Source organism: Neobacillus sp. S1227 (assembly GCF_055385255.1).
The window spans coordinates 3,282,073-3,296,478 of record NZ_AP038276.1; the positions used below are offsets into that span (position 1 = coordinate 3,282,073).

10 protein-coding genes are annotated in these 14,406 nt (G+C 34.1%); all 10 read right to left on the bottom strand.

Features of this window, described 5'->3' with window-relative positions:
• Positions 1-72 precede the first annotated feature (72 nt).
• Positions 73-969, bottom strand: coding sequence for an ImmA/IrrE family metallo-endopeptidase (locus tag ACZ5AE_RS16420; RefSeq protein ID WP_464565599.1), 897 nt, complete (start codon positions 967-969; stop codon positions 73-75).
• Between the two features lie 91 nt (positions 970-1,060).
• Positions 1,061-2,509 (bottom strand): protein kinase domain-containing protein, encoded by a 1,449-nt coding sequence (locus ACZ5AE_RS16425; RefSeq protein WP_464565601.1) that lies wholly within the window; start codon positions 2,507-2,509, stop codon positions 1,061-1,063.
• Position 2,510: 1 nt separating this feature from the next.
• Entirely contained in the window at positions 2,511-3,116 is a 606-nt protein-coding gene (locus ACZ5AE_RS16430) for a hypothetical protein (RefSeq protein WP_464565603.1), read from the bottom strand.
• The gene (locus ACZ5AE_RS16435; RefSeq protein WP_464565605.1) at positions 3,109-4,797 is read right to left on the bottom strand and encodes a helicase HerA domain-containing protein; all 1,689 of its coding nucleotides are present in this window, start codon (positions 4,795-4,797) and stop codon (positions 3,109-3,111) included. The genes ACZ5AE_RS16430 and ACZ5AE_RS16435 overlap by 8 nt, the downstream gene beginning before the upstream one ends.
• Positions 4,794-5,954 carry a hypothetical protein gene (locus tag ACZ5AE_RS16440; RefSeq protein ID WP_464565607.1) on the bottom strand — a complete coding sequence of 387 codons (1,161 nt, stop codon included), beginning with the start codon at positions 5,952-5,954 and terminating at the stop codon, positions 4,794-4,796. The genes ACZ5AE_RS16435 and ACZ5AE_RS16440 overlap by 4 nt, the downstream gene beginning before the upstream one ends.
• Positions 5,938-6,741 (bottom strand): hypothetical protein, encoded by an 804-nt coding sequence (locus ACZ5AE_RS16445; protein WP_464565609.1) that lies wholly within the window; start codon positions 6,739-6,741, stop codon positions 5,938-5,940. The genes ACZ5AE_RS16440 and ACZ5AE_RS16445 overlap by 17 nt, the downstream gene beginning before the upstream one ends.
• On the bottom strand, positions 6,741-10,790 hold the full coding sequence (locus ACZ5AE_RS16450; RefSeq protein WP_464565611.1) for a hypothetical protein: 4,050 nt from the start codon (positions 10,788-10,790) through the stop codon (positions 6,741-6,743). The genes ACZ5AE_RS16445 and ACZ5AE_RS16450 overlap by 1 nt, the downstream gene beginning before the upstream one ends.
• 14 nt (positions 10,791-10,804) lie before the next feature.
• Positions 10,805-11,884, bottom strand: coding sequence for a hypothetical protein (locus ACZ5AE_RS16455; RefSeq protein WP_464565613.1), 1,080 nt, complete (start codon positions 11,882-11,884; stop codon positions 10,805-10,807).
• Positions 11,881-12,966: a hypothetical protein gene (locus tag ACZ5AE_RS16460; protein ID WP_464565615.1), complete on the bottom strand. Its 1,086-nt coding sequence runs from the start codon at positions 12,964-12,966 to the stop codon at positions 11,881-11,883. Before ACZ5AE_RS16460 ends, ACZ5AE_RS16455 begins: the two co-directional genes overlap by 4 nt.
• Before the next feature lie 27 nt (positions 12,967-12,993).
• Entirely contained in the window at positions 12,994-14,406 is a 1,413-nt protein-coding gene (locus ACZ5AE_RS16465; RefSeq protein WP_464565617.1) for a restriction endonuclease subunit S domain-containing protein, read from the bottom strand.

Sequence of the window (14,406 nt, forward strand, 5' to 3'; positions counted from 1 at the left end):
TATTGAATTTAAATAAGTAGTGTTACAACAAAAAGTTCATATCCACTTTTCTCGTAATATAAGCCTGCATAATCATAAATCAAAAGATTGTTGTTCATGTAATTCCCTGGTCCTTAAAACCAATTCTTTTCTGGGAGTTTTAACATTATGTAATAAAGACTCAATCATTGCAACTGATTTTAATACCGTATCTACACTGATATCCGGAATAAATTCATTTTCGTTAAGATATCCGCTCAAATATTCTGCAGAAGGATTTTTAATTCCAAGTCGTTCACACACCATCCAGCATACACTTTCTGCCTCAAACTCACGTTCATTTAATTCGAGATTCATCCTAGCCTTCCACCACTTTGGCTCTGGAGTACCAAGGTGACCACAATATAAATGTCCGAGTTCATGAATAATTGTAGCAAACCTTGTCTCTATTGGATGGTTTCTATTTACTACAATATCAAATAAAATCTTTACTATTATTTCTTTTTGATTCCTTACTAATCGCACATTCTTTTTACTTGAATTAGTTTGAATGAACCCTGCACTCGATGTGCCTCTTTCTACTTCCGAATATGAAATTCCATCACATATAAGATTTTCTACGAGATTATGGTATACTTTTTCCGGGAGCTTCCCTTCTACTCCAAAGGGATTTATTAATTCTTTAGGAATTGGTTCATCACCCTCTGTATCACTCAATTCAAATACAAATGCTACAGGTCCAAAAGGGCGTAGTATTACTAGTGGCCTAGCCCCAGGTTTAATTGTGCGTTTATATCTCTTTTTCCATTCTGTTGCAGATGCTACATAACTGCTACCAGGCTTTTGAATATGTATTAACATAGCGTTGTAAGGTGCAATACGCGGGAACTTCTTAATAAATTTGATTAACTCATTAAATTCGGAGCTCTTTCGATAAGTACCTACATCCTGAAATAATTTATCGAGTTCAGGGACATTGTTTCTCTCCACAAAAATCACCATCCTAAAGTGATTTATCTTTCCTGACTTCTATAACTAAATTCAGCTCTTCCTGAATGAAGAGTTTCCATAACATTCCTTATTAAAAATAAAAATCATATTTCTCCAACTTTTCTTTCACTTCCACATCATCCGGCTTTAGCCTATAAGCATATTTAAAATATCCCCTAGCTTTTTCGTACTCTCTTTTTTGCTCATAAGCCAGACCTAATTTTTTAACAACGACCCAAATTCCCGGCGTCTCTTGATTTATATCCTCTAATATTTGAATTGCTTTTTCTTCCTGATTGCAAAGGCCATAGCATATTGCTAATCGGTAGCGATAATCTATAGACTTAGGTTGTTGTTGTACTAATTGTTGATATATTTTTAGAGCTTCCTCGAACTTCTTGATTGAGAATAGAATTCTTGCTTTTAATTCTTTCAACGAGATTAGGAAGTTATCTCTTCTAGTTTCTTCAACGTCATTTACATTAATACTATCTATTGTGTTTAACGCCTCAAAACGACGATTCGTTTTAAAATAAACGAATGATAACTGGAGAAGTAAGTCGGGATATACATGATCATTTGCAATCTCTGTTTGAAGAATCTTTTCTGCAAGCTTAAATTTTCCTAACTTGCAATTAGTTATTGCTAATTCAAGAGCATCCCTTTTTTCAACAAGGGTAGCTTTTGGCACATACTTTTCTTTTGTTTCTTGCTTGAGGTGTTTTTCAACGGCCCTTACAAAATCATTCCTTAGCTCAGTAACCGTATGATAGCGTTCCTGCGGATCACGTGCTAAAGCTTTAAGGATTACCTGCTCCATTTCTTCATGGATGGATTTATTTAATTCTCTTGGACGTGGAAATTGCTTATTATGAATAACATCCAGAAAAGTATCATGCGGTGTTTGCCCTGTTAAGAATTGATAGAGAATGGCTCCTAGTGAATAGATATCTGAATTTAAATATCTCTCTTTTGAATTTGCTACCTCTGGAGCTATATACGCATATGTACCTGCACCATCAATTGTCTTTACAAAAATATCTTCAATTAATCGACTTGTCCCAAAGTCTGTAATCTTCACTTGCTCATCTTTAATTAATATATTATCCGGTTTAATATCTCCATGAACTATCTTCAAATCGTGCATAAATTCTAAGCCATCTAAAATCTTCTCGAATATTTTATACACTGTTTGGAAAGTACGAAGAGTGGATATACCAGTGCTTGTTAACTCTTGGGATAAGGGATGGCCTTCGAAATATTCCATTTCAATAATAAAATATCCGTCAACACGGCCCATATCATATATTTGAATAAGGTTAGGATGAGAGAGCCCCTTTAGCTTCAACCCCTCTGCTAATGCCTTATCTCCCTTTTCTTGACTTTTTGGTATTTTTAGAGCTACTGTTTGACTATCATCACGCCGAACCGCTCTCCACACTTGACCAAAAGTCCCTTCACTTACATACTCTTGTAAAACATACTTGTCCCCTAGTTCCATATCCCTTTTTAAATCTAATATATATCGTTTACGTACCATATTACTTCACCTGAATCCATTGATTGATCGTTAATTTTTCTTTGTCACCTTTAGCGACCGCTTGAAAAACCAAGTAGTCACTTTCAAATGAATTAATCCCATTAATATAAATGCCATTTGGTAATCGGAAACCTTCATCAAATATAGAGATATATTTTTCAATATCTTTTGGCACTATTCCACTGTGAGACCAATATACAAATAAAATAATGGGAAGATTACCGCCAAGCTGGTGATATGCAATCAATAAGTTTTCAATCTTTTCCCTTAATTTATCATTTTTAGCTTTAGAATTTTCAAACCTTTCAAATTCAGAAACTAATACTGGCTTCAGGTCTTCTCTTTCATACCAAATTGAATCGGGTCGAACTTCACGAGTTATGCTATGACCATAACTATCATTGATAGGATACACTGGATACTCAGACACTGCTGTATATCCATCTAACTGTCTCCCTATCTCAGTAATATAGTTTAATCCGGTGGAATGAACGGTTTCAGAATAGTCTCGCACTCCTGAAACAGATAGCATTGGAAACCAAGTATCACGAATCTTGCCATTTTTAAACTCTTGGATAATCCATTCTTTTATTTCTTCCTTATCCATTAAAAACTCCCCATTCTTTAACAACTTCTGGTGATTGACCACCATGAACGAGGGCTTTTGTACCGACTTTTACTAATAATGGTGCTGGAATAGAACGACCAGTAAGTAATGCTTCTCCTGTAGATAGTGCAGGTAATTCGTCAATATCAGCCTTTGTAAGCATATCTGAAGTTTTTGTAATAAAACGTTGATCATCTGGGTTTTTCAAACGCATAGTAATAATTGTGTTACACTGTGAAGTTACATCAGCATCTAACTTTGATGGACGTTGGGAAACAATCGCAAAACCAACACCAAATTTTCTTCCCTCTGCTGCAATTTTCTTTATGATTTTCTTTGAAATAGTTGGAGTGCCTGCTGGAGCATAGTTATGTCCTTCTTCATAAACTAAGAAACATGGACGAATTGGTCGTTGTTTATCCGCAGCAGCACGCATAATTTCACTAGACACTAAAGCTGTTACAATTTGTTTCGCATCATCCGATATCCCTTGTAAATCGACTATAATTAATCGGCCATTTTTTTCATTCATTTCACCAATTAAATTATATATATCGGTTGGTTCACCAATTGCTCTAGTGTAAAAGCTTTTAGCTTCGTTAATCACTCGTTTTAACTTCATAGATGCAACAGCAGCACTCCTACCGTTTAAAGCACGTGATTCAGCATCAGAAAGATCATCCCAACTTTTAAGTTCTTCTAAATCACCAGAGAGTAGCTCACGTAAATCTTTAATATCTCTTGGTGGATGTGGATACTTAAATTTCCAGTAGCGAAGTGCAACATCCAGTACTCGTTGTTGAGGTTCCGTTAGGCCCGGTAAAATTTCTTCAAAGTCATCCATTTCAAAACGGTCAAACTGTAAGGCAAGATGATTGTTTTTATCAGCATATTTGTAATCAAATTCCTCCATCTGTGGGGTATATACCCTAATACCACCACCAGCTTCTTGCAGCTTCTTTAGTCTTTCTTGAATAAATAGGATATTATCCTTTTCTTTCGGATCCTCAATATGTTCTAAATCACTGTTGAAATGGACAGTTCCTTTTTCAAAAGCCTTCCCGTATTCTCCATGCGTGTCAAAGACCACAACTGTTCCGTTCATTTGAGCAACTAATCTTTCAATAATACGTCCAACTGTATACGACTTACCTGAGCCAGTCATTGCTAATACAGCTAAGTGTTCCGTTACTAATTTATTTACATCCATATAAACTGGTACTATATTTTCTCCACGTTCATAACCAATTAGGTTTCCAATTGCTATGCTTTTGTTCTCATCAAATTGATAGAATTTAGCAAGAAATTCATAATCGACTCCCAAAACCTTACTACCGGGATCAAGAGGTCTCCTCGGAATACGAATTTGACCAGTCCTTGCCTCTTTGTATCCTACAAGATCAATGGCTCCAAAAAGTGTTTCCCCTGTCATCTGTGTGCCGGGAAGTAATTCAATGGAATTTAATCCGTCTCCCATTTCACTGTTATAAAGAATGTTACTCCTAGATATAGATGTAATGCGTCCAAGAACATATGTCACTTCTTCATCTTCTCGTTCTTGGTGAGCTATCTTAACAAATTCTCCCCGTCTTGCAACAAAACTATCGTGGAGAATCATTTTTAAATCATTTGGATTTCCTGTGTTTCCAATCAGCTTTCCAATATATTTATCTTGACTCATACATTATCCTCCTCAAATATATCAACTTCTTCTGACCATATATTTTCTACCTCTTCATTTTTGATCATTTCATGTGCTTGTGATTTATAGTAATGTACAATGGTCCCAGATTTAACAGGCTTCAATGCATAATTGGCATACCAAAGAGGAAGGGGCAAAGCTTTTGCTTGATCAACAGTAAATAATGATATTAGGTTGGATGATAATTTATCGATTTCTTCAGAACTCCAATCTTTTTTATTCCCCAATACCTCTGCTAAAAGTGGGATTGTTCTCATACCGGCACGAAAATGAAAATTGATCAATCCTAGAGACTGAAATTCTTTTGGTTCAAGTTCATTATTGGTGACTAGTAAATCGTATTGATAGGCTGCTGTTCGCGTTCTCCGAGTAAGAACTCCATGTAATAATTTCTTTACCCCAACCCGCTTAATTTGCAAAAAGTTACTTTCTATATTATTTAATGACTGATAATCTATGGGATCGATAACGTATTTCTCCTTCTCATCGGAATTTAAACCATAAAATATAGACCCAAAACGTTTAGTACTTAAAGCCACGAGTTGTACTCCATCTTTATTAAAAGGATAAAATTCTTCTTTATATCTGGACCAAAATTCATTAATCCTTTCTTTACATTGCTGATAATCTGTATAAAGTTGGCCATGTGTATCCCTTGGTGCATCAGCGCGTTCTAACATAAGCTGAGTATCAACAATAACTAATTGAGGTCTTTCAATTTCATGTAGCAGATCTTCTAGTAAATCATACATTTGGATCATATGAACAAATTTTAATTTATGATTAACATCCACATCATCGGTTTCATCAATATCCACCAAGCTATCTTGAAATGTTTGATATACTACTCCATCTTGAATCGAAAGATCTTGGCGTAACGCTCCTGCACTATATAAGATTCCACCAAAAGCAGGAATTGTTTTACTTGCGGTAGCAATACCTGTGACATTCAGAGTTAATGGGACCTTCTTAGTTACCGTTCGAATTACACCACTATTACGAAGTTTTGGAGCTATTTGATCAATAAAACGCATTTTAGAACCCAGTTTGGCGACTGTACTTGGTAAACCCAATTGTACCTTTGCAACTAAACTATTTGCGATGGATATATCTCTTTTCTTATCTCCATGCTCCATCGTCACGCCTCCATCTCTTTATCTCTCGAACAAACGCTTTATATCCTTTAAAAATGATAAATTTTTCTCCCTCATCTGTTATTGCACCAGAATCCTCTAGAAGTTTCTGATCAATCAACTGTTGAAGCAATTCCAAAGCTTTATTATGTGATAAGTTTTCCTTAAAGAAGTTGCTCAACTGCCCTGATATTTTTGTTGGCTCTAATACTTTTGCTGAAGCGAGTATCAATATGTATTCATGAACAGGGCTAGGTATAAATGGCTCTTGAACCGTGGTGGATTCATCACTTTTATTTTCTATTATTAATTCTAAAAACAACTTTTTACATATATCTTGCTTGGACAATAAACGATAATCGAGTAATGGAACTGTTGTTAAAGTGACACATCCACTTCCCGAATGTTCAATATGATCAATAGCGACTATCTCACCGCTAGCAAGTTCCCATTTTGATTTAGTATTCGTTTTAATTGATTCAATAACAGGAAGACTATTAAATGATTGGGCTTCAATTCCTTGTACTGACAGATCAACATTTAATTGAAGCATAGAGACAACGTCCATTTGATGAAAAGGAGGGGAAACAATAAGTTGGTTCCCCCATTTTCTCCACCATTTATTTAATGATTGCAACTCCACTTCCGACAATTTCAATATGATAATAGCTGGAATGACACAAATACCAGAAGTTAATTCATCAATATTTCGTTCGTCAGCACTTATCCAGTTCTTTAACATTTTATATTCCGTTCTTTTTGTAAACTTCTTAACGATTTGGATGTTCATTAGGACAACACCACTTTTGTTTTTATAAGGCCGAAGTTTTCTAGTTCCTCTTTTTCTCTAGGATAACTTTTCCAATCAATATCCGCCTTACTCTTAACAACCTCTTTAAAAAATTCGAATCGAACAAACTGAGCATTCTTATCCTTAAAAAATTGTCTACCGTCTTCATCTAATTGTTCCATTTTCTTTTTTACAGTTTCTATTGTTTTTTCATAGCTGATCTCTTGGATTGCTGTACCAATTTCCGGCTGATAAGGTAATTTATGCTGAAGGCGATAAATAAAGTTCACTGAATCAATCAATTCTTGATCATAGTATTCGTCACGAATTTTCCTCATTGAACTTTCAATTTGGTTAAGCATTGAGATTAAAGATGTAATGTTATTTTTGTGTTCTTGTAATAACCTCTCACTGTATTCAATTAGTTGAATAGGATTACCTTTTTGCGCCAGATGGTAATCATCGATTTGCTCATCAAACCCAGCTTCAAGAAACATCTGAATTTCATGATAATTTGCCTCAAGTTGGTCTGACTGAACTTTTTGTTTTACATCAATAGGTGCTAACTCAAAGTAAGATAACCATTTCTGAACAATTGGCTGATTCTCAACAAAATAATCTACTACTTGTTTAAATTTTTCAAACATTTCATCGTAACGACCAGAAATACCACTATGCTCTTTCCATTCAACTTGATTTTGTCCCTCTTTTTTCAAACCTATTTCACTAATCATCGTGTTTAATCTATCTATTGCCTCTTTGTAATTAGCCAACCATAAATGATGTGCTAGGCTATCTGATTGAGCAACCATCGTTTCACGTTTTGAAGATTTTATATAATCCTTTGCATATTCGATTTCTGTTTGATATCGTTCTAATGCATTCGTAAATTGGATAATTGGTAAAACATAATCCTTATAGGTACTCTTAGATTTTATTGATTCAAGTTTTTCCTTTAATTTGGACAATATATTTCTTTGTAAGGTCGAAATATAATCATGAAACAATTGAACGAGTCGAAGCTTTTTCCAAATAGGCATTTCATTGTCTTGGATATTTAAAGTGCTTATTATTCGCTCATTAAACGGTATTGAATTCCATTGTTCTTCATCATAAATAAAATTACATTCTGTATGGAAAGTTTGTAGTAGCTTTAATTGTTCCTTCCAAGTATCAAGTGGATTAACTGTATCAACCTGTAATGAAGAAAGATTTATCTCTTTTAATACTTCATTAATTAAATCTAAACGACCACGATATTTATCGTCTTTTAGTATGCCGAGTCTATTTTTATCAATAGTTTGTTTAAAATCGTCAACTAACTTGTCGTACTCTTCATCACGCCACTTCTGTACTTTATCACGTTGAAATTCTAATGTAGCTTTTATTACATTTTGAGCATGAGTGCCACCTTGAACCTCAATGACTTTTAAATCTTGTAAAAAGTAAATCCATTGCTCAACAATTTTAACTGGTTTGATTGTATCGACAGAACTAAAAAAGAATGTATTTTGAATATCTTTAAAAACACGTCGAGTGTTCCCTATATAGGTTAACAATGCAGCAAATGTTACAGGCACTTGAACCTCATAATCATCTTCATTGGTCTTTACAAATAACTTAGCACCCTCATATCCATCCTTTTCTAGCTTTGCTCGAACTTCTGTTGCTTTTAAGACTTGGAAAAATCTATTATATTTTTCACTCTCAGGGAATTTAACCCCTTGTTTAATACCTAGTTCTGTAGAGGTTGCACTATGAATTAACATCCTAGTGTACCCTTCTGCTAATAGTGGTAGGTTATCTTCTTCAGCCTTTGTAAAGATTAATGGTCTTAATACATAGCCTTGCTGATCAATATGTTCAAACCAAGCTCTTGAAACTTTAGCAATTTCATCACGTAATGCTCTAATCTTTGCCTTAAAAGGAGTCGCTAATTGATGCGCAACTGGTCGAATATCCATGACTTCACGGTTAACAGATAAAACTTCTAATACATTCTTCTGTAAATTCGTTACTTGGAAAAAGATTACACATCTACCTGCAAGTGGGTAATCACGTTTGAACTTGTTAATATCAATTTCTGTATCAGCGGTAGACGATAATATAAATATTGGATGCACGCCAATATCAAGAAGATTACTTTCTGCAAGGTCATTTAACTTTTCTAATTTACTTGCCCAAACGACATCTACAACCTTTTTCGGATGAACTCCTAAGTAAATATCCCTTTCAACATGACTCCTAAATCCACAAATTTGTCCTTTAATTTTAAGTGTTTCAGTAGATGGATATTCTTGTTCTAATGAACGAATAAAACCTAAAACCGTTCTTTCGATATCTTTTCCATAATCCTTTGTACGTTCTTTTAGCAACTGCTGTAATTCTTGATCCTTTTCATCTAATAACAAGTAATTTGCAATACCCGTTTGTGCAGCATACCGACGATTCAAACGCTCAAGAAAAGCAAAGTTTGGACCAATAAACGTTTCTTTTAAAACTTGGTCTTTTTTTTGTTCAAAATAACTAAATAAAATCTCAGCTGCATCGACGACCTCATCTTTTGGATAAAGTGTTCTTACTTGTGAAAGAAAAGTTTCCCTTTCTTTTCCGATGATAAAATAATTATTAGGTGCATTAATGGAAAATGTCTCCAAACTACGAATTAAAACATCTAGGCTAAACTTCTCACCTGTTGACTCATTTACAAAGAAATGGTCAACATCTGGGCGATATTTATTATTTACAAGATAAAATCCAAGATCACTTTTTGTAAGTGGAATAGCAATAAATTCTTTAAATAAAGGAATTCCTTGAAGATTTTTTGCTGATAATAATACTTGTTGCTCTTGTTCGGTATACTCCTGTTTAGGGACCGGTAATTGACGTAATAATGCCTTTTTTAGCAACGGTTGATGTACAGGACTCGAATCAATATAATCAAGTTGTGAAATATCAATTAAACTATCTTTAAAACGCGGTACAGATTGAGAAAGATCAAGTAATATTTGCCCTGCCTCAGCATCAGGTTGATTATCTAAATATTGATCACAATGAGCCATAATGACATTAAGCCAACCAAAGTTCCCTGCAGCAATAGTATAAGACGCTTCAACGAGCCCTTCAGGATATTGATGAATCTTCCCCGCTTTTTGTAAAGATTCAATATAATCGGAGATATCCGCGTACGAATTCTGTGTCATCTCTAGCTTATCCCCACGACGATCTAATGCTTCAAGTGACTTAATTTGATCACCAATTGCTGGAGAGCATAGTAGTAAGAATGAAACATTAGGATGCCGAGAACGACTATCTTCATGCTTAATGGCAGACGTTATAACTTTTATTGCTTCACCATCTAGTTTCTTTTTTCGTTCTTCATTGTTTTCATGTATTTCATCTCTAAACAATTCATATTCTGATTCCACTTCATCAACGATAATATGTAGGTGATCAATTGAAAATTGATTTAAATACTTCATTCCTTCTTGTACAAGCTTATCTAGGAGTGGAATATCTTCTCCTAATAATTGTTCTAGAGAATGTTGTCCTTTTTCAATAATCTCACCTAATTTTTGAGGTGAAAAACCAAGTGGAATTAGACTACTTTGCAAATGTTTAATGATACTCCCTTGAATTGTTGTTTCTGCATTTTGATTGGAAAGTTTTGATAGAGCAATATATGCTCCATAGCCCACCCAATTATCTCCATACAGATAATCTTCATTCATTTGTTCATAGCGAATATAAATTGGTAATATACGATCTTCAAAATCTTCTTTTAAAAGCCTGACTTCTTCTAAATCTCCATCACTATTTCGAATCGTCCAACCTTTATCAATACCAAGCACTTCGCTTATGAGTTCATAAGCAATCCTTGATTTACCAATACCCCATTTCGCAATCAGTGTAAAAATACGAGACATCGGTGCATCTTTGATATCACTTAAAAAATTCTGATATGCTTGAAAAAACTCATGCTGCCCAACCATTGGCTGTAACACAGGAAAGGTAGAAACCCCATCTTTTAACCAAACTGATTTTTTCATGAATTGAACACTCCTTATCGGTGAATATCAAGCTTTATTAACTGATACTCGCGTTTTCCCAAATAACCTCTACCATGACGTGGTTGGCCTGATTCATGTGCAATTACAGTAAAAATCCCCTTATTTATACCATTTGTAATATAATAATCAACAAACCGAGAAAGCCCTTTATCCCAAGAAGGGAAATGTTTTTTTAAAATTTGTTCTAAAGCTGGTTCAAGTGGGAAAAAGCCACGATCATCAGAGAGAGAATGAATGGTTTCTTTTAATGTATGTACTTCATCTACTGAATTTGTTGGAGTAATAGTAAATAGCGAATCTAAGTCATCTATGTCATTAAAGACTTTTTCTTTATTTAAAATTACTTTTCCTCCTTCATCTCTAATGAACCAATCTAGATAATCAAACAACTGCATAGGAGCGCGCATAAATGCTGTTAGATTTGTTATAGCAGGTTCTTTTCCTCCAGAGCCAATAAAAGACCAGCCTTCTTCCAACCCAACTTCTTTCTCCAGAAGAAGTTTCATCCACTCACTACCTAATGCTTCTATTTTAAATTGGTCTAATAAACGATTCATATCATTTTTTTGCGGATTACTTGCAAAAGGATGATATGATGTACCGTACATATTTAGCTGCCATCTCCCAATATAATCCAACGATGCACCATTAGTATTAAAATATCCACCATTTAAAAGCATATGAAAAACTACTCTAACTCTTGGTGAGAACCGTAATAATTGCCTTGCTAACAACACTTCCCACCCATCATCATTTTTATAGGAAATTATAATTTTTTTTGCATCCTCAGTTAGTTGTAAATGGCCATCAATTCGTTCGAGGAAGAATACACCTTTAATTTCAAATTGAGCAGTTCGTTTAAAGTATTCATAGCCTAATAATCCAAACAATTCTTTTGAACGATCCAGCTTTTTGTCTTTTTCAATTACATCTTTATTTAAGTAAAATGAAGCAATTTCTTTCATTGATTTTGCTTCTGTTTGCTGTGGTATGCGTGATAATTGCTCACACCATAACTCAAAGTTGCCCGGTTCAATCCAAAAGCGTTCAATTGAAAGGCGAATATGTTTCATCGTTTTTCCCTCAATTCATCGACCCACTGCTCCAACCTTGCACGTAGCTGTTTACTCTCAGCAATAAGAGGAATAAATAAACGAGTATGATATATTACATCTTCTATTGTTGTTGGTAAACGATATTCATCGTCTACAACAGTAAGTAATTTGCGTTCAACAAGGTTTTGAAAAATAGTGGGTAAATTGCGCAATTCATTAGGAAACAATTGATACTGATTTATTTTACAGAATTCAATAGCAAATTCATCAAAGCTTCCATATCGAAATTGCTGATGATTACTTGCTGTTAATAACACATCAACACCATCCCCTACCACTTGAAAGCGAATAGCCTGTACTCCTTGTGCTTCAAAATTCTCTCGTACAATACAACAGAGGAAAACAAATAACTTCCAAGGGTATGTAAAGATATGCTGAAATTGTGGGTGATCAATGTTACGTTCAGGGATGGAAGGCACTAGCGTATATAATGGTCTCTCTTTCAAAGGAGCGAGGGAAAGACCAGTTGAAATCTTTCTCCCTTTTTGCCACTGATCATCTACCTTCTTACCAAGCTCTATGTCTTCTGTCACATTCTCTGGCTTATATGCTTGAACATGCTTTAAATAAAGCATTACACGTTGATAATGCGGCGGACCATCAAATATAAGCCCATTCAGCTCTTGAAAAAGTTGCTCTTTTTGATGTAATCGATCCTCTAATCTTGCAATTGAAAAACCACTATCATCTTTTATTTCCTCCAATACACAAATAGCATAGGTAGAAAAAATCGGTAAGCCGCTAACAAAATTTTCGATTCCTTCGACATCTTCCGTTTCACTCATCTTTAAACCTGTAAAAAGAGCAACTTCTACTAAATATTTCTGATAATCTTCTTTAAAACAAAATAGAGATAATATTAGATCATTTTCAGACTTGAACATTTGTCCAAAAGTAATCCAATTGTTAGTAATGATGTACTGGTGTTGTATTTGTTCAATAATACGCTTTTGTTTCAGGAAAGTAATGAAGTCATCATTTTCAGTTTCTCCATAGTCATAAAGGTGTTTAAGAATCTTATAAGTCTTCTTTACATCCAAAGATGGTCCCTCCCTTCAGAAAAGACACTATTCTATATTCTCAAAAAAAGAATCATCATAATTACCTTCTATAAGTGACTCCACATTCTTTTTAGCATCATCGATTAGCATATTTGCCTTAATTTCATTTACAATAGAACGTGATATTTTTTCATGTATTTCTTCTTGTATATCCATATCTAATATTGGAATAAGGAACTTCGTCAACTGTTCGTTGAATATATATTGTTGCCTAATACCGTAAGAATGTTTTTCTACTTCTAATTGACCAATTATTGAATTTAATACTACCGTCAAATATCCACCTATTACTTTATTATTTGTTCTTAATGTCGAAACGTGCGCTCCACATAATAGTGGAAGCATTTCTTTAACAACCAAGCAAGCTTCTCCTAATGGTGGTCCAGCAGTTGTGAATACAACATCATTTTCAAAAAGTTGGTCATTCTCCAACTTATTGTAATAGTCTAAAGTAACTTTGATTTTAGAATTATCTATTTCAATTTTATAAGGATCTATGTCAGAGACTATCAAAGAAGGGATGCCCGTTTCTGATCGATCAGAACTATCTGGAGAGGTGTTTCTTATTATTCGTTTTAAAACATTGCTTAATGGTACAGTCTCTATCCCTTGTTTCTCTAAATGCTTTTGAAATTCCAAATACTGTTTATTATAGTATTGAGCATTTAAATAAGGTTCTAATAAGGTTCCTTCAACATACCAAGATAAAGTACTTTTAAACTTAAACTCATTTAAATTCAGTTGTTCATTAAATAAATCTATAGCTGCTTCTCTAATAAATTTAGCTTCTTCACGTAACTGTTCTGCTTTACGGATTTTATCACCTATATACTTTTGATATTTAAAATCAGGTAGAGGAATATATAGCGTTTTTAGTTCTTCCGTAGAAACAGTTGGTTGTGATACAGCTTTGAACCTACGTTCTATTTGTAATAAACCATACGAAGTGTTCATAAATGTAGCTATATAATATGAATCATATTCTTCTCTAAGCTCAGCTGCTATAATATTGGGACTAATTGTTACATTTTCGTATGTTTCAGGAATGATTGAACATGAAGGCATTCCCACCCTCGCAAACAATAAATCTCCATGTTTAAATAACGGAAAATTATTACCTAGAGCTTTTTCCGGAAACCTAACCAATTCTTCATTAGATAACAGCACATTTTTTAAGTTTAATGGCCTTACCATAATAATTCCGGTTTCATCATAATTTTCAGCTAATACTGACGAACCAAAAGGCCCACATTTAATTTTTTTTGCAATATCTATAAATTTCTTTACGACAAAAGGTGTAGATTTTATTTTTTTTTCAATTTCATGAAATTTATCTGAATAATAATGCGCATCCAATCTATCTTCTAATATAAAATCAGTATCAATAAAATTTGCATCTAATTGGTTTTTGAGAGTCAT